32 protein-coding genes are annotated in these 19,589 nt (G+C 67.7%); all 32 read right to left on the bottom strand.

What is annotated here, in order from left to right:
• Window positions 1–24: 24 nt before the first annotated feature.
• Window positions 25–1,680, bottom strand: a complete 1,656-nt coding sequence (locus tag STTU_RS19605) for a glycosyltransferase family 2 protein (protein ID WP_202525301.1) — start codon at window positions 1,678–1,680, stop codon at window positions 25–27.
• Between the two features lie 117 nt (window positions 1,681–1,797).
• Window positions 1,798–2,652 carry a tRNA pseudouridine(38-40) synthase TruA gene (gene truA / locus STTU_RS19600; RefSeq protein ID WP_007826025.1) on the bottom strand — a complete coding sequence of 285 codons (855 nt, stop codon included), beginning with the start codon at window positions 2,650–2,652 and terminating at the stop codon, window positions 1,798–1,800.
• 81 nt (window positions 2,653–2,733) lie between these two features.
• Window positions 2,734–3,195, bottom strand: coding sequence for a 50S ribosomal protein L17 (gene rplQ, locus STTU_RS19595; RefSeq protein ID WP_007826024.1), 462 nt, complete (start codon window positions 3,193–3,195; stop codon window positions 2,734–2,736).
• 265 nt (window positions 3,196–3,460) lie between these two features.
• Window positions 3,461–4,483 carry a DNA-directed RNA polymerase subunit alpha gene (locus tag STTU_RS19590; protein WP_007826018.1) on the bottom strand — a complete coding sequence of 341 codons (1,023 nt, stop codon included), beginning with the start codon at window positions 4,481–4,483 and terminating at the stop codon, window positions 3,461–3,463.
• Window positions 4,484–4,626: 143 nt separating this feature from the next.
• On the bottom strand, window positions 4,627–5,031 hold the full coding sequence (gene rpsK, locus STTU_RS19585; RefSeq protein WP_008747488.1) for a 30S ribosomal protein S11: 405 nt from the start codon (window positions 5,029–5,031) through the stop codon (window positions 4,627–4,629).
• Window positions 5,032–5,099: 68 nt separating this feature from the next.
• Window positions 5,100–5,480 carry a 30S ribosomal protein S13 gene (gene rpsM, locus STTU_RS19580; protein ID WP_007826015.1) on the bottom strand — a complete coding sequence of 127 codons (381 nt, stop codon included), beginning with the start codon at window positions 5,478–5,480 and terminating at the stop codon, window positions 5,100–5,102.
• 225 nt (window positions 5,481–5,705) lie between these two features.
• A complete protein-coding gene (gene rpmJ / locus STTU_RS19575) occupies window positions 5,706–5,819 on the bottom strand; it encodes a 50S ribosomal protein L36 (RefSeq protein ID WP_003974245.1) in 114 nt (37 codons plus the stop codon).
• 63 nt (window positions 5,820–5,882) lie between these two features.
• Window positions 5,883–6,104: a translation initiation factor IF-1 gene (gene infA / locus STTU_RS19570; RefSeq protein WP_003948620.1), complete on the bottom strand. Its 222-nt coding sequence runs from the start codon at window positions 6,102–6,104 to the stop codon at window positions 5,883–5,885.
• Window positions 6,105–6,301: 197 nt separating this feature from the next.
• Window positions 6,302–7,138, bottom strand: coding sequence for a type I methionyl aminopeptidase (map, locus tag STTU_RS19565; RefSeq protein ID WP_043257555.1), 837 nt, complete (start codon window positions 7,136–7,138; stop codon window positions 6,302–6,304).
• Window positions 7,139–7,325: 187 nt separating this feature from the next.
• On the bottom strand, window positions 7,326–7,973 hold the full coding sequence (locus STTU_RS19560; protein ID WP_007826012.1) for an adenylate kinase: 648 nt from the start codon (window positions 7,971–7,973) through the stop codon (window positions 7,326–7,328).
• Complete coding sequence (secY, locus tag STTU_RS19555; protein ID WP_007826010.1) at window positions 7,973–9,286, bottom strand: preprotein translocase subunit SecY; 1,314 nt, start codon at window positions 9,284–9,286, stop codon at window positions 7,973–7,975. The genes STTU_RS19560 and secY overlap by 1 nt, the downstream gene beginning before the upstream one ends.
• A gap of 365 nt (window positions 9,287–9,651) precedes the next feature.
• On the bottom strand, window positions 9,652–10,107 hold the full coding sequence (rplO, locus tag STTU_RS19550) for a 50S ribosomal protein L15 (RefSeq protein WP_007826008.1): 456 nt from the start codon (window positions 10,105–10,107) through the stop codon (window positions 9,652–9,654).
• Between the two features lies 1 nt (window position 10,108).
• Window positions 10,109–10,291, bottom strand: coding sequence for a 50S ribosomal protein L30 (rpmD, locus tag STTU_RS19545; RefSeq protein ID WP_007826007.1), 183 nt, complete (start codon window positions 10,289–10,291; stop codon window positions 10,109–10,111).
• Window positions 10,291–10,893: a 30S ribosomal protein S5 gene (gene rpsE / locus STTU_RS19540; RefSeq protein ID WP_008747483.1), complete on the bottom strand. Its 603-nt coding sequence runs from the start codon at window positions 10,891–10,893 to the stop codon at window positions 10,291–10,293. Before rpsE ends, rpmD begins: the two co-directional genes overlap by 1 nt.
• Before the next feature lie 63 nt (window positions 10,894–10,956).
• The gene (rplR, locus tag STTU_RS19535; protein ID WP_007826004.1) at window positions 10,957–11,340 is read right to left on the bottom strand and encodes a 50S ribosomal protein L18; all 384 of its coding nucleotides are present in this window, start codon (window positions 11,338–11,340) and stop codon (window positions 10,957–10,959) included.
• Between the two features lie 3 nt (window positions 11,341–11,343).
• Window positions 11,344–11,883 (bottom strand): 50S ribosomal protein L6, encoded by a 540-nt coding sequence (rplF, locus tag STTU_RS19530; RefSeq protein ID WP_007826002.1) that lies wholly within the window; start codon window positions 11,881–11,883, stop codon window positions 11,344–11,346.
• Window positions 11,884–11,904: 21 nt separating this feature from the next.
• Window positions 11,905–12,303: a 30S ribosomal protein S8 gene (rpsH, locus tag STTU_RS19525; protein ID WP_007826000.1), complete on the bottom strand. Its 399-nt coding sequence runs from the start codon at window positions 12,301–12,303 to the stop codon at window positions 11,905–11,907.
• Between the two features lie 238 nt (window positions 12,304–12,541).
• Window positions 12,542–12,727 carry a type Z 30S ribosomal protein S14 gene (locus STTU_RS19520; RefSeq protein WP_008747480.1) on the bottom strand — a complete coding sequence of 62 codons (186 nt, stop codon included), beginning with the start codon at window positions 12,725–12,727 and terminating at the stop codon, window positions 12,542–12,544.
• A 3-nt stretch (window positions 12,728–12,730) separates the two neighbouring features.
• Entirely contained in the window at window positions 12,731–13,288 is a 558-nt protein-coding gene (rplE, locus tag STTU_RS19515; protein ID WP_007825999.1) for a 50S ribosomal protein L5, read from the bottom strand.
• Entirely contained in the window at window positions 13,288–13,611 is a 324-nt protein-coding gene (gene rplX, locus STTU_RS19510) for a 50S ribosomal protein L24 (RefSeq protein WP_007825997.1), read from the bottom strand. Before rplX ends, rplE begins: the two co-directional genes overlap by 1 nt.
• A gap of 2 nt (window positions 13,612–13,613) precedes the next feature.
• Window positions 13,614–13,982: a 50S ribosomal protein L14 gene (rplN, locus tag STTU_RS19505; RefSeq protein ID WP_003966950.1), complete on the bottom strand. Its 369-nt coding sequence runs from the start codon at window positions 13,980–13,982 to the stop codon at window positions 13,614–13,616.
• A gap of 107 nt (window positions 13,983–14,089) precedes the next feature.
• Entirely contained in the window at window positions 14,090–14,377 is a 288-nt protein-coding gene (rpsQ, locus tag STTU_RS19500) for a 30S ribosomal protein S17 (RefSeq protein WP_007825995.1), read from the bottom strand.
• Complete coding sequence (gene rpmC / locus STTU_RS19495) at window positions 14,377–14,601, bottom strand: 50S ribosomal protein L29 (protein ID WP_007825990.1); 225 nt, start codon at window positions 14,599–14,601, stop codon at window positions 14,377–14,379. Before rpmC ends, rpsQ begins: the two co-directional genes overlap by 1 nt.
• Window positions 14,601–15,020 carry a 50S ribosomal protein L16 gene (rplP, locus tag STTU_RS19490; protein ID WP_007825988.1) on the bottom strand — a complete coding sequence of 140 codons (420 nt, stop codon included), beginning with the start codon at window positions 15,018–15,020 and terminating at the stop codon, window positions 14,601–14,603. Before rplP ends, rpmC begins: the two co-directional genes overlap by 1 nt.
• Before the next feature lie 3 nt (window positions 15,021–15,023).
• A complete protein-coding gene (gene rpsC, locus STTU_RS19485; RefSeq protein WP_007825986.1) occupies window positions 15,024–15,857 on the bottom strand; it encodes a 30S ribosomal protein S3 in 834 nt (277 codons plus the stop codon).
• Complete coding sequence (gene rplV / locus STTU_RS19480; RefSeq protein WP_010266243.1) at window positions 15,857–16,204, bottom strand: 50S ribosomal protein L22; 348 nt, start codon at window positions 16,202–16,204, stop codon at window positions 15,857–15,859. Before rplV ends, rpsC begins: the two co-directional genes overlap by 1 nt.
• 41 nt (window positions 16,205–16,245) lie before the next feature.
• Window positions 16,246–16,527 (bottom strand): 30S ribosomal protein S19, encoded by a 282-nt coding sequence (gene rpsS, locus STTU_RS19475; protein WP_003948639.1) that lies wholly within the window; start codon window positions 16,525–16,527, stop codon window positions 16,246–16,248.
• A 12-nt stretch (window positions 16,528–16,539) separates the two neighbouring features.
• Window positions 16,540–17,376, bottom strand: a complete 837-nt coding sequence (gene rplB / locus STTU_RS19470) for a 50S ribosomal protein L2 (protein WP_009066255.1) — start codon at window positions 17,374–17,376, stop codon at window positions 16,540–16,542.
• 40 nt (window positions 17,377–17,416) lie between these two features.
• Complete coding sequence (gene rplW / locus STTU_RS19465) at window positions 17,417–17,836, bottom strand: 50S ribosomal protein L23 (RefSeq protein ID WP_007825983.1); 420 nt, start codon at window positions 17,834–17,836, stop codon at window positions 17,417–17,419.
• On the bottom strand, window positions 17,836–18,486 hold the full coding sequence (gene rplD, locus STTU_RS19460; RefSeq protein ID WP_007825982.1) for a 50S ribosomal protein L4: 651 nt from the start codon (window positions 18,484–18,486) through the stop codon (window positions 17,836–17,838). The genes rplW and rplD overlap by 1 nt, the downstream gene beginning before the upstream one ends.
• Before the next feature lie 7 nt (window positions 18,487–18,493).
• On the bottom strand, window positions 18,494–19,138 hold the full coding sequence (rplC, locus tag STTU_RS19455; protein ID WP_007825980.1) for a 50S ribosomal protein L3: 645 nt from the start codon (window positions 19,136–19,138) through the stop codon (window positions 18,494–18,496).
• A gap of 17 nt (window positions 19,139–19,155) precedes the next feature.
• Window positions 19,156–19,464, bottom strand: coding sequence for a 30S ribosomal protein S10 (gene rpsJ / locus STTU_RS19450; RefSeq protein ID WP_003948644.1), 309 nt, complete (start codon window positions 19,462–19,464; stop codon window positions 19,156–19,158).
• Window positions 19,465–19,589 lie beyond the last annotated feature (125 nt).

Below are 19,589 nucleotides of genomic sequence, written 5' to 3'. Positions count from 1 at the left end.
CGGGAACTCCCTGGGGGGAGACGGTCATACGAGGGCTTCCTGAGGGGTGGGCGGCAGCGGGGCCTGCGCCCTGGCGGCACGCGGTTGTACGAGGACGCGGGCGACGACGGCCGCGTAGAAGAGCCCGCCCGAGAGCATCAGGGCGTAGTCCGGCGGGTACCCCGTGAGCAGCCGCCAGCCCGAGACCGCGACCCACAGCACGGCGGTGCCGCCGGTCCAGCCGATCATCCCGGCCCAGTAGCGGCCCATGCCGTTCTTCTTCGCGCCGTCCGAGCCGGTCGGCTTCCAGCCCATGGGCCGCCCGCGCAGCACGTCCCACACCGCGAAGACGTGCGACCAGCCGTACATGATCCGCACCGCCCAGGCTTCGAGCCGGTAGGGGGCGCGGTGCCACAGCGGCAGCACGAGGGTCACGTAGAAGACGCTCGGCAGGATCAGCAGACCGGCCTGCGCGCGCAGCAGGTCGGGGCGGAGCAGGAGCAGCGAGAGCGGGATGAGCGGGGCGATGAAGGTGAGCAGCGCGGTCTGGAGGTAGTAGAGGAAGCCGGAGACGTAGCAGAGCCGTGTCAGCAGCCTGAGGTCCATCTGCCAGAAGGACTTCGAGGTGAGGAGCGACAGCGATCCCATGCACCAGCGGTACTGCTGGTTGTGGAAGGCCCCCGCGGTGTCGGGGCAGACCCCGGCGGAGAGCGCGACGGGCACGTACCGCAGCTTCCAGCCGAGCGCCCGCAGGTCGAAGCCGGTGTACATGTCCTCGGAGTGCTCGATGAGCGAGATGCCGCCGATCTCGTCGAGCGCGGAGCGCCGGTAGACCGCGCAGGAGCCGACGCAGATCGAGCCGTCCTTGTCCTCGCGGGAGGTCTGCACGGAGCGGTAGAACTGCTCCTGCACCGCGCCCGCCCCGCGCTCGATCCAGTTCTGCCGGTCGACGATGCGGAAGAACTGCGGGGACTGGACGATCGCGACCTTCTCCTCGTCCATGTGCGGGAGGAGTTCGTCGAGCAGGTCGGCGCGCGGGGCGAAGTCGGCGTCCAGGATGAGGATGTGCTCCCCGTGGGTGCGCTCGAAGGCGTGCCGCAGGTTCCCGGCCTTCTTGAACCAGCCGCGGTTGGGGCGCACGAGGTAGCGGAAGCCGAAGTCGGCGGCCATCCGGGCCACGTCCGGGTCGTCCGCGTCGTCGAGGACGTGCACCTCGACGGGCCCCGCGTACGTGCCGCTCAGCGCGCGCACGTGCGTCCACGTGTTGTGCAGGACCTCGATCGGCTCCCCGCACACCGGCAGGTACACGTCCACGCTCGGGTACGCGGCGGGCCGCCAGGAGCGCACGAGGGAGCGGTGCTTCTTGAGGTCGAAGTCCTTGCTGAAGCTGTCGAGCACGAAGGAGAGCAGGTAGTCCACGACGACGAAGGCGAGCAGCGGCATCATGACCCAGAACCAGGGGCTCGACGCCGTGAACATGAGCTGACTGAGGCCCAGGCACGCGAAACTGATGAACGAACCGGCCGTCAGGACCCAGCGGTTGCGCTGCGCGTACGAGTACTTCTCGCGGTCGTCGGGCGGCTGCGGCAGCAGCCCGTGGCTGTGCGCCACCGCCCGGCGCCACTCGGCCGCGCCCCCGCCGGAGCGCCTGCGGCGGCCGGGCTGAGGCGTCTCGCGCGATGCGGAATGGACGGCACTCATACAAACCCCCGGGCCTCAAGGACCCCGAACTCTTTCGGCGAGCCGTTCGAAGAACTCACCCGGAGTTCGCGAGCATATACGAGCCGGGAGGCCGCGAGGTCAAGCGTCCCCCCTCACTCAGTCACAACCCCCGCACACGCTCGACGGGTTGTCGGCCGCCGTCTTGAGCGTCCGCATGTTCCGCGCCTCGACGCTGCGCGCCGCGAGGAGCGCGTCGGCCGGGTACCCGACCTCTTCGAGCGTGAGCCCCACGGGCCGTACGACGTGCACCGCCGAGTCCCGCACCCCGGCCGCGAGCACCTTCGCGGGCCAGGACGGCGGCCTGTGCCCGTCCCCGACGAAGAGCAGCGCCCCGACGAGCGAGCGCACCATGTTGTGGCAGAAGGCGTCCGCGCGCACCGTCGCCTCCAGGACACCGTCCGCGCGCCGCGTCCAGAAGAGCTGCTGCATCTCGCGGATGGTCGTCGCGCCCTCGCGCTTCTTGCAGTACGCGGCGAAGTCGTGCTCCCCGAGCAGCCCTTCGGCCGCCTCGTTCATCGCGTCGATGTCGAGCGGCCTGTCGTGCCACAGCACGTGCCCGCGCAGCAGCGGGTCCACGCCGCCCGCCTGGTCGGCGACGCGGTACGCGTACCGCCGCCAGATCGCGGAGAACCGCGCCTCGAAGCCCTCGGGCGCGGGGGCGACCCGCCACACCCTGACGTCCTTCGGCAGCCGCCCGGCCAGCCGCTTGAGCAGCTTCTCGCCGTGCTCGGCCCACACCTCGTCCGCCATCCCGACGTGCGCGACCTGCCCGCGCGCGTGCACCCCGGCGTCCGTCCGCCCGGCGACGGTCAGCTCGTACGGGGCCGGGGCGCGCGTCACGACGCGCAGCGCCTCCTCCAGCGTCTCCTGCACCGTGCGCCGCCCGCCGGGCTGCCTGGCCCAGCCGTGGAAGTCCGTGCCGTCGTAACTCAGGTCCAGCCGCAGCCGCACGGCCGCCCTCCCTCTCTGTGGTACGGCAGCGGGCCCGCCCCCGAAGGGACGGGCCCGCTGTCTGTTCGAGTCCTCGCGGACTCAGGCGTCCTTCGACTCCTCGGTGGACTCGGCCTTGGCCTCGTCCTCCTTGACCGCGCGCTTCGTCGCGGCCTCGGCCTCACCGGTGGCCTGCTGGGCCACGGTCAGGGCCTCCACCAGCTCGATGACCGCCATGGGCGCGTTGTCGCCCCGGCGGTTGCCGATCTTGGTGATACGGGTGTAGCCACCCGGGCGGTTCTCGTAACGCGGGCCGATCTCCGTGAAGAGCGTGTGGACGACGCTCTTGTCGGTGATGACCTGGAGGACCTGACGGCGGTTGTGAAGGTCACCCTTCTTCGCCTTGGTCACCAGACGCTCGGCGTAGGGCCGCAGCCGCCGCGCCTTCGCCTCGGTCGTGGTGATCTTGCCGTGCTCGAACAGCGCCTTCGCGAGGTTCGCGAGCAGCAGCTTCTCGTGCGCGGCACCGCCGCCGAGACGAGCACCCTTGGTGGGCCTGGGCATATCCAACTCCTCATGTGTCTGCGCCGGCCGTACGAGGTACCGACGACAGTGTCCGCGCGGGGAAACCCCCGACGGAGATCCGGCCCGAAGTCCGGAATCCGGTACGGGCGGAAAAGAATCCAGCCCGTCCGGCGCTTGAGGACGAGCGCCAAGCGCGAAAGCACCCGCACCCGACGTCCCGCCGAACGAGAATCCAGCCCGTCCGGCGCTTGAGGACCCCCGAGCCGGAGGCGAGACCAGAGATCCCGCCCCCGCCCCGCGGAACTCAGTACTGCTCGGTCTCCACGAAGCCCGCGTCCGCGTCGTCGTCCGCGCCGAACGTGTCGGCGGCCGACGTCGGGTCGAAGCCGGGAGGCGAGTCCTTGAGCGCCAGGCCCATACCCGCGAGCTTCGCCTTGACCTCGTCGATCGACTTCGCGCCGAAGTTGCGGATGTCGAGCAGGTCGGCCTCGGAACGGGCGACGAGCTCGCCCACCGAGTGGATGCCTTCCCGCTTGAGGCAGTTGTACGAGCGGACCGTGAGCTCCAGCTCCTCGATCGGCAGCGCGAGATCGGCGGCGAGCGCGGCGTCCGTCGGGGACGGGCCCATGTCGATGCCCTCGGCGTCGACGTTCAGCTCGCGCGCGAGGCCGAAGAGCTCGACCAGCGTCTTGCCCGCGGACGCCATGGCGTCACGGGGCCGCATGGCCTGCTTGGTCTCGACGTCGACGATGAGCTTGTCGAAGTCGGTGCGCTGCTCGACACGGGTCGCCTCGACCTTGTACGTGACCTTGAGCACCGGGGAGTAGATGGAGTCGACCGGGATACGGCCGATCTCCTGGCCCGCCTGCTTGTTCTGGACGGCGGAGACGTAGCCGCGACCGCGCTCGACGGTCAGCTCCATCTCCAGCTTGCCCTTGGCGTTGAGCGTGGCGAGCACGAGGTCGGGGTTGTGCACCTCGACACCGGCCGGGGGCGCGATGTCGGCGGCGGTGACGACACCCGGGCCCTGCTTGCGCAGGTACATCACGACGGGCTCGTCGTGCTCCGAGGAGACGACGAGCTGCTTGATGTTGAGGATGAGGTCGGTCACGTCCTCCTTGACACCCGGCACGGTGGTGAACTCGTGCAGGACGCCGTCGATCCGGATCGAGGTGACAGCGGCACCCGGGATCGAGGAGAGGAGCGTGCGGCGCAGGGAGTTGCCGAGGGTGTAACCGAAGCCCGGCTCCAGCGGCTCGATGACGAACCGCGAGCGGAACTCGTCGACGACCTCTTCGGTCAGCGACGGACGCTGAGCGATCAGCATGCGTGTATTTCCTTCTGTCGTGGGCGACCACTATTTGACGCCCTACGGGGGCCGGAGGCGGCCGTACGGCCCGGGGGTGTGCACCCCTGGGCCGTACGGCACCACCTCACGGCGATCCGGGACCGGCGGTCCCGGCAGTCGACTCAAACGCGGCGGCGCTTGGGGGGACGGCAGCCGTTGTGCGGCGTGGGGGTGACGTCCTGGATCGAGCCGACCTCCAGGCCGGTGGCCTGGAGCGAGCGGATCGCGGTCTCACGGCCGGAGCCGGGACCCTTGACGAAGACGTCGACCTTGCGCATGCCGTGCTCCTGCGCGCGGCGGGCGGCCGACTCGGCGGCCATCTGCGCGGCGAAGGGGGTGGACTTGCGCGAGCCCTTGAAGCCGACGTGGCCGGCGGAGGCCCAGGAGATCACGTTCCCGGTCGGGTCGGTGATCGAGATGATCGTGTTGTTGAACGTGCTCTTGATGTGGGCGTGCCCGTGAGCGACGTTCTTCTTTTCCTTGCGGCGCACCTTCTTGGTAGCGCCCTGACGGCCCTTCGGAGGCATGTATTACTCCCGTGGAGGTGGTCGGTCCTACAGCGCGACGCTGTCGATCGACGGTCGACTGCTGAGGACTACTTCTTGCCCGGCTTCTTCTTGCCGGCGATCGCGCGACGCGGGCCCTTGCGGGTACGGGCGTTCGTGCTGGTGCGCTGGCCGTGGACGGGAAGGCCGCGACGGTGGCGAAGACCCTGGTAGCAGCCGATCTCGACCTTGCGGCGGATGTCGGCCTGGATCTCGCGACGGAGGTCACCCTCGGTCTGGATGTTGGCGTCCACGTACTCGCGGATCTTGACGAGGTCTTCCTCGGCAAGGTCGCGGACGCGGGTGTTGGGGTCGACACCGGTCGCGGCCAGCGTCTGCTTGGACAGCGTCCGGCCAATACCGAACACGTACGTGAGGGCGACCTCGACGCGCTTTTCGCGCGGGAGGTCCACACCTTCAAGGCGTGCCATTCAAGGCTCCTGTGAATGCTTCGGAGGTCTGCCGCAGCACCGCTCCCAACCGCCGAGGCCCCATACGGGCCTGGTACGGACTGGGTCCCCGGCCTCCGCGCCGGGGGTGTCGCCCTCCTCGGACCGATGGATCACTCCATGGGCGCGAAGAAGAGGGACGGGTCCTGCGTATATGTACTTTGCTACGTCACGCGAGAGAACTGCGAACGCGGGGAGGGATCTGGGTCAGCCCTGGCGCTGCTTGTGGCGCGGGTTGTCGCAGATGACCATGACCCGGCCGTGACGGCGGATCACCCTGCACTTGTCGCAGATCTTCTTGACGCTCGGCTTGACCTTCATTGCTGTGAGGTTCTCCGGGTCAGTGCCCGCTCCACGGGAGCCGGGGGGCGGGCGAGGGCAGATCTACTTGTACCGGTAGACGATCCGGCCACGCGTCAGGTCGTACGGAGACAGCTCCACCACGACCCGGTCGTCAGGGAGGATGCGGATGTAGTGCATACGCATCTTGCCGCTGATGTGTGCCAGGACCTGGTGGCCGTTCTGGAGCTCGACCTTGAACATCGCGTTCGGCAGAGACTCGACGACAGTGCCCTCGATCTCGATGGCACCTTGCTTCTTGGCCACGCTTCGCCCTTCGAATCGACTACCTTGGCCGACTCCGTGTCGCGGACATGCCGATACACGAGAGCCGACGACCGAGTCTACGTCACCCCTCGAAGAAACACGAATCGCCTATGTCTGCCCACGAGAGCCCCCTCTCAACCAGCAATCGCCGGACGGGCTGGTTTTCTCCAGCCCGTCCGGCGATTGAGGACAAAAGGTCAGCCCAGCGGGTCCGGGGCCGCCGTGACGCCCATCGCGGCGAGCTTCGCCTTCCCGCCGTCCTCGGCGGTCAGCACGAGCGGCCCCTCAGCGGTCAGAGCGACCGAGTGCTCCCAGTGCGAGGACCACGAGTGGTCGATCGTCTCCACCGTCCACTCGTCCTCCAGGACCTCCGTCCGCGGCGAGCCGAGCGACACCATCGGCTCGATCGCGAGGCAGAACCCGGGCACGAGCTTCGGCCCCTTGCCGCGCCGCCGCTCGACGTAGTTCAGCAGGTGCGGCTCCATGTGCATCGCGGTGCCGATGCCGTGCCCGCCGTAGTCCTCGATGATCCCGTACTTGCCGCCGCCCGGCTTCGGCTGCCGGCGGATGTACGTCTCGATCGCGCGCGAGACGTCCACGAGCCGGTTGCCGAGCTTCATCGCGGCGATCCCCGCCCACATCGACTCCTCGGTCACCCGCGACAGCTCGACCAGCTCCGGAGCGTGACCCGAGCCCACGAAGGCCGTGAAGGCCGCGTCCCCGTGCCAGCCGTCGATGATGGCCCCGGCGTCGATCGAGATGAGGTCGCCGTCCTTGAGCACCGTCTCGTCGTCCGGGATGCCGTGCACCACGACGTCGTTCACCGAGGTGCAGATCGTCGCGGGGAAGCCCCCGTACCCGAGGAAGTTCGGCTTCGCGCCGTGCTCCGCGAGCACCTTGCGCGCCACCTGGTCGAGGTCGCGCGTCGTCGCGCCCGGCACGGCCGCCTCGCGCGTCGCGCGGTGCACGGCGGCGACGACAAGACCCGCCTCACGCATCTTCGCGATCTGCTCCGGGGTCTTGATCTCGACCACGCCCATGCTCACGGCTCCTGTTGTTCTGGTGGTACGGATAAGAGGTCTGGGGCGGTACGGGCGACCGGCGAGCGGGCGCGCCCCGTACCCCCGGGCACAACACTACGGCCGCACCCCGCGAAGGGGCACGGCCGTAGCGTGTACGTGCGTGAGCGGCGACAGCGCGCCACCGCGAGCGAGGCGGGCCTCAGCCCTCCAGCGCCGCCAGCGCCCGCTCGGTGACCTCGTTCACCTTGCCGAGCGCCGGGATCGTCTTCACGAGGTCCTGCGCCCGGTAGAAGTCGATGATCGGCTCGGTCTCCGTGTGGTAGACCTCCAGGCGCTTGCGGACCGTCTCCTCCTTGTCGTCGTCCCGCTGGTACAGCTCGCCGCCGCAGACGTCGCAGACGCCCTCCTGCTTCGGCTTGCTGTACGTGACGTGGAAGACGTGACTGGAGTCGTTGCGGCAGATGCGGCGGCCCGCGATGCGCTTGACCACCTCGTCCTCGGGGACCTCCAGGTCCAGGACCGCGTCGAGACGCACGCCCCACTCCTTGAGGATGCCGTCCAGGGCCTCGGCCTGGCCGACGTTGCGGGGGAAGCCGTCGAGCAGGAAGCCGTTCGCGGCGTCCTCCTGCTCCATGCGGTCCTTCGCCATCCCGATGGTGACCTCGTCCGGAACCAGGTTGCCCGCGTCCATGTAGGACTTCGCGCGCTTGCCCAGTTCGGTGCCCTGGCTGATGTTCGCCCGGAACAGGTCTCCGGTGGAGATGTGCGGGATCGACAGCTTCTTGGCGAGGAACGCGGCCTGCGTTCCCTTGCCCGCCCCAGGCGGCCCGACGAGGACGATACGCATCAGCGGAGGAACCCTTCGTAGTTGCGCTGCTGGAGCTGGCTCTCGATCTGCTTCACGGTCTCCAGACCCACACCCACGATGATCAGGATGCTCGTCCCGCCGAACGGGAAGTTGGAATTCGCCCCGAAGCCGGCAAGTGCCAACGTCGGCACCAGCGCGATCAGCCCCAAGTACAGCGAGCCCGGCCAGGTGATCCGGTTGAGTACGTAGCTCAGGTACTCGGCGGTCGGTCGGCCAGCCCGGATGCCCGGGATGAACCCACCATACTTCTTCATGTTGTCCGCGACTTCTTCGGGGTTGAACGAGATGGCCACGTAGAAGAACGCGAAGAAGACGATGAGCAAGAAGTACAGAACCACGTGCGGCCAGGCGGAAGTATCCGCCAGATTGTCACGAATCCACGTGGCCCAGCTCGCCTGCGAATCGGTGAACTGGACGATGAGCGCCGGGATGTAGAGCAGCGACGAGGCGAAGATCACAGGGATCACGCCCGCCTGGTTCACCTTGAGCGGGATGTACGTGGACGTCCCCCCGTAGGAGCGGCGGCCGATCATGCGCTTCGCGTACTGGACCGGGATACGGCGCTGGGCCTGCTCGACGAAGACCACCAGGGCGACCATGACGAGGCCCACGAGGATCACGGTGCCGAACTCGATCCAGCCGCCGGCGAGGTCGCCGCCCTTCTTGATCGCCCAGAGCGAGCCGGGGAAGCCGGCCGCGATCGAGACGAACATGAGGATCGACATGCCGTTGCCGATGCCGCGGTCGGTGACCAGCTCGCCGAGCCACATGACGGTGGCGGTACCGGCGGTCATCGTGAGGACCATGACGATCGTCGTGAAGATCGACTGGTCCGGGACGATGTCCCCGGCGACCGAGCAGCCCTGGAAGATCGCGCCGCTGCGCGCGGTCGCGACGAGCCCGGTGCCCTGGAGCACCGCGAGGGCGACGGTCAGGTAACGGGTGTACTGGGTGATCTTCGCCGTACCGGACTGGCCCTCCTTCTTGAGGGCTTCGAGTCGCGGGATCACGACGGTGAGCAGCTGGAGAATGATGCTCGACGTGATGTAGGGGAGAATCCCGAGCGCGAAGATGGTGATCTGGAGCAGCGCCCCGCCACTGAACAGGTTCACCAGGCCGAAGAGGCCGGAGTTGGTGTTGGCCTGGTCGATGCAGGTCTGGACGTTCTTGTAGTTCACCCCCGGGATCGGTACGTGCGTACCGAGCCGGTAGATCACGATGATGCCCAGCGTGAAGAGCAGCTTCTTGCGCAGGTCGGGCGTTTTGAACGCTCGGGCGAACGCGGTGAGCACGGTGCCTCCTGCGACCCCCGCGCTACTGCGCCAGAGGTGACGGTCTTGAGGTTCGGCGGTAACGGAACTGACGGAACTACTGCGGTACTGCTTGGTTCTCACAGAGACAACCGCGTGACACCCCACAGGGACACGCCACGCGGCACAGTCGACGCCACCTTACCGGCGCTCCCTGTCCCTGGGGAACGACCGGCCACAGGGAGCGCGCGCCAGAAGCGGGGGCCACAGCACCACACACCGGCGCACACCCCCCACAACGACCACCGGGGACACCCCAGGGAAGAACCCTGGAGTGTCCCCGGTGGGGTGTGCGTCGCCGAAGTGCCCCACGGTGGGGGCACTTCACGCGTCCGGGCCTCGAAGGCTCAGACGAGCTCGGTGACGGTGCCGCCGGCGGCGGTGATCTTCTCCTTGGCGGAGGTGGAGGCCTTGTCGACCTTCACCGTCAGCGCCACGGAGATCTCGCCCTGGCCGAGCACCTTCACGAGGCTGTTCTTGCGAACCGCGCCCTTCGCGACCAGGTCCTCGACGGTGACCTCGCCGCCCTCGGGGTAGAGGGCGACCAGTGCGTCGAGGTTGACAACCTGGTACTCGGTGCGGAACGGGTTCTTGAAGCCCTTGAGCTTCGGGAGACGCATGTGGAGGGGCATCTGCCCGCCCTCGAAGCGCTCCGGAACCTGGTAGCGGGCCTTGGTGCCCTTGGTGCCACGACCAGCGGTCTTACCCTTCGACGCCTCACCACGACCCACACGGGTCTTGGCGGTCTTGGCGCCCGGGGCAGGCCGGAGGTTGTGGACCTTGAGCGGCTTCTGCTCGCTCATGTCAGTCGACCTCCTCGACCGTCACGAGGTGGCGGACGGTGTGCACCATGCCGCGGAACTCGGGACGATCCTCCTTGACAACCGTGTCGTTCAGGCGCTTGAGCCCGAGCGAACGCAGCGTGTCACGGTGGTTCTGCTTGCTGCCGATGTACGACTTCGTCTGCGTGATCTTGAGGCGGGCCATCAGACACCCGCCCCGGCACGCGCACGGAGCAGGGCCGCGGGGGCCACGTCCTCGAGGGGCAGACCGCGTCGGGCCGCGATCTCCTCGGGACGCTGGAGACCCTTGAGGGCCGCCACGGTCGCGTGGACGATGTTGATGGCGTTGTCGGAGCCGAGCGACTTCGACAGGATGTCGTGCACGCCCGCGCACTCCAGCACGGCACGCACGGGACCACCGGCGATAACACCGGTACCCGGCGACGCCGGCTTCAGGAGCACGACGCCGGCGGCCTTCTCGCCCTGGATCGGGTGCGGGATGGTGCCCTGGATACGGGGGACCTTGAAGAAGTGCTTCTTGGCCTCCTCCACACCCTTGGCGATGGCGGCCGGCACCTCCTTGGCCTTGCCGTAGCCGACACCGACGGTGCCGTCCGCGTCGCCCACCACGACCAGCGCGGTGAAGCTGAAGCGGCGACCACCCTTGACTACCTTGGCGACACGGTTGATCGCGACGACGCGCTCGACGTACGCGGTCTTCTCGGCAGCGGAAGCTCCGCCGTCACGGCCCTTCCGGTCCCGCCGCTCGCCACCGGCACCGCTACCGCGGCGCTGGGGTCCAGCCATTGGATTACCTCTCTCTTTTCCGCTAGCTACGCAGCGACTTGACGTCGCTGTGCGACGGGCGGCTCAGAACTTGAGCCCGGCCTCGCGGGCGGCGTCCGCGAGGGCGGCGATGCGCCCCGCGTACTTGTTGCCACCACGGTCGAACACGACGGCCTCGACACCGGCGGCCTTGGCACGCTCGGCGACAAGCGCGCCGACCTGCTTGGCCAGGGCGCTCTTGTCGCCCTCGGTGCCGCGGATCGAGCTGTCCAGGGTGGACGCCGACGCCAGGGTGTGACCCTTGATGTCGTCGATCACCTGGGCGACCATGTGGCGGTTGGAACGCGTCACGACCAGGCGCGGACGCTCCGGCGTACCGGAGACGTGCTTGCGGACGCGGATGTGACGCCGCTTGATGGCGGCGCGCTTGTAGGCGTCGCCCTTGGCAATTTTTACACCGTATGCCATGGCTTACTTACCCGCCTTTCCGACCTTGCGCCGGATGACTTCGCCCTCGTACTTGACGCCCTTGGCCTTGTACGGGTCAGGCTTGCGCAGCTTGCGGATGTTCGCGGCGACCTCGCCCACCTTCTGCTTGTCGATGCCCTCGACCGAGAAGTGGGTGGGGTTCTCCACCTTGAACGAGATGCCCTCGGGCGCCTCGATCGTGATGGGGTGGCTGTAGCCCAGGGCGAACTCCAGGTTGGAGCCCTTCGCCTGGACGCGGTAGCCGACACCGCTGATTTCGAGCTTCTTCACGTAACCCTGGGTCACGCCGGTGATCATGTTCGCCACCAGCGTGCGGGACAGGCCGTGCAGAGCCCTGTTCTGACGCTCGTCGTTGGGGCGCGTCACCGAAAGGGTGCCGTCCTCGCCCTTGGCGATGTCGATCGGGGCGGCGATGGTGTGGCTGAGGGTGCCCTTGGGGCCCTTCACGTCAACCTTGCGCCCGTCGATGGTGACGTCCACGCCGGCGGGAACCGTGATGGGCAGCTTGCCGATTCGCGACATGTTGCTTTTCTCCGTTCCCGACTACCAGACGTAGGCGAGGACTTCCCCACCCACGCCCTTCTTCGACGCCTGCTTGTCGGTGAGCAGACCGTGCGACGTGGAGATGACCGCCACGCCCAGGCCGCCGAGCACCTTCGGCAGGTTGGTGGACTTCGCGTAGACCCGCAGGCCCGGCTTCGAGATCCGCTTGATGCCCGCGATGGAGCGCTCACGGTTCGGGCCGAACTTCAGCTCGATGACGAGGTTCTTGCCGACCTCGGCGTCCTCGGTCTTCCAGCCGGTGATGAAGCCCTCCTGCTGGAGGATCTCCGCGATGTGCGACTTGATCTTGCTGTGCGGCATCGACACGGAGTCGTGGTACGCCGAGTTGGCGTTCCGCAGACGCGTCAGCATGTCCGCGATGGGATCAGTCATGGTCATGAATTGGCCTTGGGCCTTTCTCGCCGTGGTTTCCTATGTGCGCCATCCCTCTCCCCGATCCGGGACGGGACGGGTGCGGCGCGGGGACCTACGGCGTAGTAAGCGTTGACTGCGGGCGCGTGCCCGCCAGTGGTCCAGGGCGGCGGGACGCCCAACCCTCCAAGACTAAGCCATGGAAGGGAGGGGTCCCGACGCCCCGATGCTTACCGAGAGGCTGGGTCACCCTGAAAAGGGCTGACTACCAGCTGCTCTTGGTCACGCCCGGCAGCTCGCCGCGGTGGGCCATCTCACGAAGGCACACGCGGCACAGGCCGAACTTGCGGTAGACGGAGTGCGGACGCCCGCAGCGCTGGCAGCGGGTGTACGCGCGCACGCCGAACTTCGGCTTGCGCTCGGACTTTGCGATGAGAGCCTTCTTCGCCACGGCTCACGCCTCCTTGAACGGGAAGCCGAGGTGACGGAGGAGCGCGCGGCCCTCTTCGTCGTTGGTCGCCGTGGTCACCACGGTGATGTCCATACCCCGGGTGCGGTCGATCTTGTCCTGGTCGATCTCGTGGAACATGACCTGCTCGGTGAGACCGAAGGTGTAGTTGCCACGGCCGTCGAACTGCTTGGGGGACAGACCGCGGAAGTCGCGGATGCGCGGGAGCGCGAGCGACAGGGTGCGGTCCAGGAACTCCCACATGCGGTCGCCGCGGAGCGTGACGTGGGCGCCGATGGGCTGGCCCTCGCGCAGCTTGAACTGCGCGATGGACTTCCGGGCCTTCGTCACGGCCGGCTTCTGGCCGGTGATCGTGGTGAGGTCGCGGATGGCGCCGTCCATCAGCTTCGAGTCACGGGCGGCGTCGCCGACACCCATGTTGACCACGATCTTGACGAGACCGGGGATCTGCATGACGTTCTCGTACTTGAACTCGTCACGCAGCTTGCCCGCGATCTCCTCGCGGTACTTCTGCTTCAGGCGGGGGGCAGTGGTGGTCGTCATCAGATGTCCTCACCCGTCCGCTTGGCAACGCGGATCTTGTTGCCGTCCTCGTCGAAGCGGTAGCCGACGCGGGTGACGACCTTGTTGCCGTCCTTCTCCACGACCAGCTGCACGTTGCTCACGTGGACCGGCGCCTCGGTGGTGATGATGCCACCGGCCTGCGAGGCCTGCCCGGGCTGGTTCGCCTTGGTGTGCTTCTTGACCCGGTTGACACCCTCGACCAGGACGCGGTCCTCGCGGGGGAAGGCCGCGATGACCTTGCCCTGCTTGCCCTTGTCCTTACCGGTGATGACCTGGACCAGGTCGCCCTTCTTGATCTTCATGCTTACAGCACCTCCGGCGCGAGCGAGATGATCTTCATGAACTTCTTCTCGCGCAGCTCACGGCCCACCGGGCCGAAGATACGGGTGCCGCGGGGGTCGCCGTCGTTCTTGAGAATGACGGCGGCGTTCTCGTCGAAGCGGATGTACGAGCCATCCTGGCGACGGCGCTCCTTGACGGTGCGAACGATGACCGCCTTGACGACGTCACCCTTCTTCACGTTGCCGCCGGGGATCGCGTCCTTCACGGTGGCGACGATGACGTCACCGATGCCCGCGTAGCGGCGACCGGAGCCACCGAGAACACGGATGGTGAGGATTTCCTTCGCACCCGTGTTGTCGGCGACACGCAGTCGCGACTCCTGCTGGATCACGTCTGTCTCCTGATCGTCTGCCGGTTCCCCGGGGGCCGTGCCCGTAAGCAGGGCCCCCGGAGCCTGGCGGAACTGGTCCGAGGGGACGAACCGCCCCTCGGAGGGGTTTACTTGGCCTTTTCGAGGATCTCGACGATGCGCCAGTTCTTGCCGGCGGACAGCGGCCGGGTCTCCATGAGGAGGACGCGGTCGCCGACACCGGCGGAGTTCTGCTCGTCGTGAGCCTTCAGGCGGTGCGTACGGCGGATGACCTTGCCGTACAGCGCGTGCTTGACGCGGTCCTCGACAGCGACGACGACGGTCTTGTCCATCTTGTCGCTGACGACAAGGCCCTCGCGGACCTTGCGCTGGCCGCGTGCGGCCTTGGTCTCTTCAGTCACGTTGCTCTCGCTCATCAGGCGCTCTCCACCGTCTCGATGCCCAGCTCGCGCTCACGCATCAGGGTGTAGATCCGGGCGATGTCCTTGCGGACGGCCTTCAGCCGGCCGTGGTTCTCAAGCTGCCCGGTCGCCGCCTGGAAGCGGAGGTTGAACAGCTCTTCCTTGGCCTCGGTCAGCTTGGCAACAAGCTCCTCGTTGCCCAGCTCGCGCAGCTCGGACGCCTTGGTTCCGGCCGACATCACGCCTCACCTGCCTCGCGCCGCACGATCCGGCACTTCATCGGGAGCTTGTGAGCCGCGCGGGTGAGCGCCTCACGAGCGATCTTCTCGTTCGGGTAGGAGAGCTCGAACATCACCCGACCGGGCTTGACGTTCGCGATCCACCACTCCGGCGAACCCTTACCGGAACCCATGCGGGTCTCGGCGGGCTTCTTGGTCAGCGGGCGGTCCGGGTAGATGTTGATCCAGACCTTGCCGCCACGCTTGATGTGGCGGGTCATCGCGATACGGGCCGCCTCGATCTGGCGGTTGGTGACGTACGCGGGAGTGACGGCCTGGATGCCGTACTCGCCGAACGTGACCTCCGTACCACCCTTGGCCATGCCATCGCGCTTGGGGTGGTGCTGCTTGCGGTGCTTGACCCTGCGGGGGATCAGCATGGGTCAGCCCTCCGTTCCGGTGCTCTCGGCCGGAGCGGACGCGGCGGCAGGAGCCTCGGCCTTGGGGGCCTCGGCAGCCGGCGTCGACTGCGGCTTACGACCGCGACCGCCACGCTCGCCACCGCGGCCACCACGGGCCGGGCGGTCGTTGCCGCCACGGGCCGGACGGTTACCGGCGCGGGCCGCGGCGTTCTCGGCGCGAACCTCGGCGATGTTCTTGACGTCGCCCTTGTAGATCCAGACCTTCACGCCGATACGGCCGAAGGTCGTCTTGGCCTCGAAGAAGCCGTAGTCCACGTTCGCGCGGAGCGTGTGCAGGGGCACACGGCCCTCGCGGTAGAACTCCGAGCGGGACATCTCGGCGCCGCCGAGGCGACCGCCGCACTGGATCTTGATGCCCTTGGCACCGGCCTTCATGGAGGACTGCATGCTCTTGCGCATGGCCCGCCGGAAGGAGACGCGGCTGGAGAGCTGCTCGGCGACGGCCTGGGCCACGAGCTGAGCGTCGACCTCGGGGTTCTTGACCTCGAGGATGTTCAGCTGGACCTGCTTGCCGGTGAGCTTCTCCAGCTCGCCGCGGATGCGGTCGGCCTCCGCGCCGCGACGGCCGATGACGATGCCCGGCCGGGCGGTGTGGATGTCGACGCGGACGCGGTCACGGGTGCGCTCGATCTCCACCTTCGAGATACCGGCGCGCTCCATGCCCTTCGTCATCATGCGACGAATGGCGACGTCTTCCTTGACGTAGTCCTTGTACAGCTTGTCGGCGTACCACCGCGACTTGAAGTCGGTGGTGATGCCGAGCCGGAACCCGTGCGGGTTTACCTTCTGGCCCATTACCGGGTTCCTTCCTTGGCGCTGACGACCACGGTGATGTGGCTGGTCCGCTTGCGAATCCGGTACGCGCGGCCCTGGGCGCGCGGACGGAAACGCTTGAGCGTCGGGCCCTCGTCGACGTACGCCTCGCTGATGACCAGCGTGGAGGCGTCGGTGTGGTCGTAGTTGTGCGCGGCGTTGGCGATGGCGCTGTCCAGCACCTTGCCAACGGGCTCACTCGCGGCCTGCGGGGCGAAGCGCAGGACCGCCTGGGCCTCCGTGGCGTCCATGCCACGGATGAGGTCCACCACACGGCGGGCCTTCATGGGCGTGACGCGGATGTACCGCGCCTGGGCCCTGGCTTCCATGGTTGTCCCTTCAGTGTCTGTCATTGGTCATTCACCCCGCTTTAGCGGCGCTTCGACTTCCGGTCGTCCTTGACGTGACCCCGGAAGGTGCGCGTCGGCGAGAACTCGCCGAGCTTGTGGCCGACCATGGACTCGGTGACAAACACCGGGATGTGGGTCTTGCCGTTGTGCACCGCGATCGTGTGGCCGAGCATGGCCGGGACGATCATCGAGCGACGGGACCAGGTCTTGATGACGTTCTTGGTGCCGGCTTCGTTCTGTACGTCCACCTTCTTGATGAGGTGGTCGTCGACGAAGGGCCCCTTCTTGAGACTGCGCGGCATCTAAACCCGCTCCTAGCGCTTCTTGTTCGTCTTGCGGCGGCGGACGATGTACTTGCTGCTCGCCTTCTTGGGAGAGCGCGTACGACCCTCCTTCTGACCCCAGGGGCTGACCGGGTGGCGACCACCGGAGGTCTTGCCCTCACCACCACCGTGGGGGTGGTCAACCGGGTTCATCGCCACACCGCGAACGGTCGGGCGCACGCCCAGCCAGCGCTTGCGGCCGGCCTTGCCCCAGTTGATGTTCGACTGCTCGGCGTTGCCGACCTCACCGACGGTGGCGCGGCAGCGCGCGTCCACCATGCGGATCTCGCCGGACGGCATGCGGAGGGTCGCCATGGCGCCCTCGCGAGCGAGCAGCTGCACGGAGGCACCGGCGGAGCGGGCGAACTTCGCGCCGCCACCGGGACGGAGCTCGATCGCGTGGATCGTGGTACCGACCGGGATGTGACGCAGCGGCAGGTTGTTGCCGGGCTTGATGTCGGCGCCCTGGCCGTTCTCGACCCGGTCGCCCTGCTGGAGGCCGCGCGGCGCGATGATGTAGCGCTTCTCGCCGTCGGCGTAGTGCAGCAGCGCGATGCGCGCGGTGCGGTTCGGGTCGTACTCGATGTGCGCGACCTTCGCCGGCACGCCGTCCTTGTCGTGACGACGGAAGTCGATCACTCGGTAGGCGCGCTTGTGTCCGCCACCCTGGTGGCGAACGGTCACACGACCGGCGTTGTTACGGCCGCCCTTGCTGTGCAGCGGGCGGACCAGCGACTTCTCCGGCGTGGACCGCGTGACCTCGACGAAGTCGGCGACGCTGGAGCCACGACGGCCCGGAGTCGTCGGCTTGTACTTGCGGATACCCATTCTTAAGTCCTCGTCCGATATCGAACGATCCGGACCTCCGTCAGGAGGTCGGACCGCCGAAGATGTCGATACGGTCGCCCTCGGCGAGGGTCACGATCGCGCGCTTGCTGTCCGCACGCTTGCCGAAGCCGGTGCGGGTGCGCTTGCGCTTGCCCTGGCGGTTGATCGTGTTGACCCCGGTGACCTTGACCTCGAAGACCGCCTGGACGGCCTGCTTGATCTGGGTCTTGTTGGCCCGCGGGTCGACGATGAAGGTGTACTTGCCCTCGTCGAGCAGCGCGTAGCTCTTCTCCGAGACGACCGGACGCAGGAGGACGTCACGGGGGTCCGTGAAGCTCTTGCTCAGCGGCGTCTCGACGGTGTTCTTGCCCTCGGCCTCGTGGCGGCGCGCCTTGGCGACGCGCGCGGCCTTGGCGGCCTTGGCCGCCTTCGAGGCGATGCTCGGGTGACGCGTGGCCATCAGGCGTCACTCCCTTCCTTGTCGTTGGCCTGCGGGCCGGCGACGAAGGACTCGAAAGCGGCCTGGGTGAAGACCACGTCGTCCGAGACGAGAACGTCGTACGTGTTCAGCTGGCCCGGCTCCAGGATGTGCACCCGGGGCAGGTTGCGGGCGGAGAGCCACGCGGCCTCGTCGGAGCGCTCGGCGACCAGGAGCAGGTTCTTGCGCTCCGAGATCTTGCCGAACAGCGTCTTCGCGGCCTTCGTGGAGACCTCGCCCTCGATCACGCCGGAGACGACGTGGATGCGCGCGTTGCGGGCCCGGTCGGAGAGGGCACCGCGCAGGGCGGCGGCCTTCATCTTCTTCGGGGTGCGCTGCGAGTAGTCACGCGGCACGGGACCGTGCACGACGCCACCACCGGCGAACTGCGGAGCGCGGGTCGAGCCCTGGCGGGCGCGACCGGTGCCCTTCTGGCGGTACGGCTTCTTGCCGCCGCCGCGGACCTCGCCACGCGTCTTCGTCTTGTGCGTGCCCTGGCGGGCAGCGGCCAGCTGAGCGACGACGACCTGGTGGATCAGCGGGACGCTGACCTTCGCGTCGAAGATCTCCGCGGGGAGCTCGACGGTCCCGGCCTTGTCGCCCGCGGGCGAAAGGATGTCAACAGTGCTCATCGTTACCTCAGGCCCCCTTGGCCGCGGTGCGGACCAGGACGAGGCCGCCGTTCGGACCGGGGACGGCGCCCTTGATGAGCAGCAGACCCTTCTCCGCGTCAACGGCGTGGACGGTCAGGTTCTGGGTGGTGACCCGCTCGTTGCCCATGCGGCCCGCCATGCGCAGGCCCTTGAACACGCGGCCCGGGGTGGCGCAGCCACCGATGGAACCGGGCGAGCGGTGCTTGCGCTGGGTGCCGTGCCCGGCGCCGAGGCCCTTGAAGTTGTGACGCTTCATGACACCGGCGAAGCCCTTGCCCTTGCTCTTGCCGGTGACGTCGACCTTCACGCCCGACTCGAAGGTCTCGGCGGTGACTTCCTGGCCGAGGGTGTACTCGGAGGAGTCCGAGGTACGGATCTCGACGAGGTGGCGGCGGGGGGTCACGTCGGCCTTGGCGAAGTGGCCCTTGAGGGGCTTGTTCACCTTGCGCGGGTCGATCTCGCCGAAGGCGATCTGGACCGACTCGTAGCCGTCGCTGTCGTTCGTACGCACCTGGGTCACGACGCAGGGACCGGCCTTGACGACGGTCACGGGGACAACGCGGTTGTTGTCGTCCCAAACCTGCGTCATACCGAGCTTCTCGCCCAGGATGCCCTTGATCTGCTTCGTCATTCTCAGATCACCGGCCCTCAGAGCTTGATCTCGATGTCGACACCGGCCGGGAGGTCGAGTCGCATCAGGGAGTCAACGGTCTTGGGCGTCGGGTCGAGGATGTCGATCAGGCGCTTGTGGGTACGCATCTCGAAGTGCTCGCGCGAGTCCTTGTACTTGTGCGGCGACTTGATGACGCAGTACACGTTCTTCTCAGTGGGCAGCGGCACCGGGCCCGCGACCGACGCACCAGTACGCGTCACCGTCTCGACGATCTTCTTCGCCGAGGAGTCGATGACCTCGTGGTCGTAGGCCTTGAGCCGGATGCGGATCTTCTGTCCCGCCATGGCTACTTGGTAGTCCTGTCTCTCGTCACGCTCTTGCGGCCCTGGGGATCCTGTCTGCTTCTCTCCGGCACACGCGGTCGGGCGTGTCGCATTGCCGCCAACAGCGAACCGCTGGGGTTTTGCGA

The sequence above is a fragment of the Streptomyces sp. Tu6071 genome (assembly GCF_000213055.1).
Lineage (GTDB): Bacteria > Actinomycetota > Actinomycetes > Streptomycetales > Streptomycetaceae > Streptomyces > Streptomyces evansiae.
Note: the sequence above shows the minus strand (reverse complement) of the source record. Positions and strands in the feature narration are given on the sequence as shown.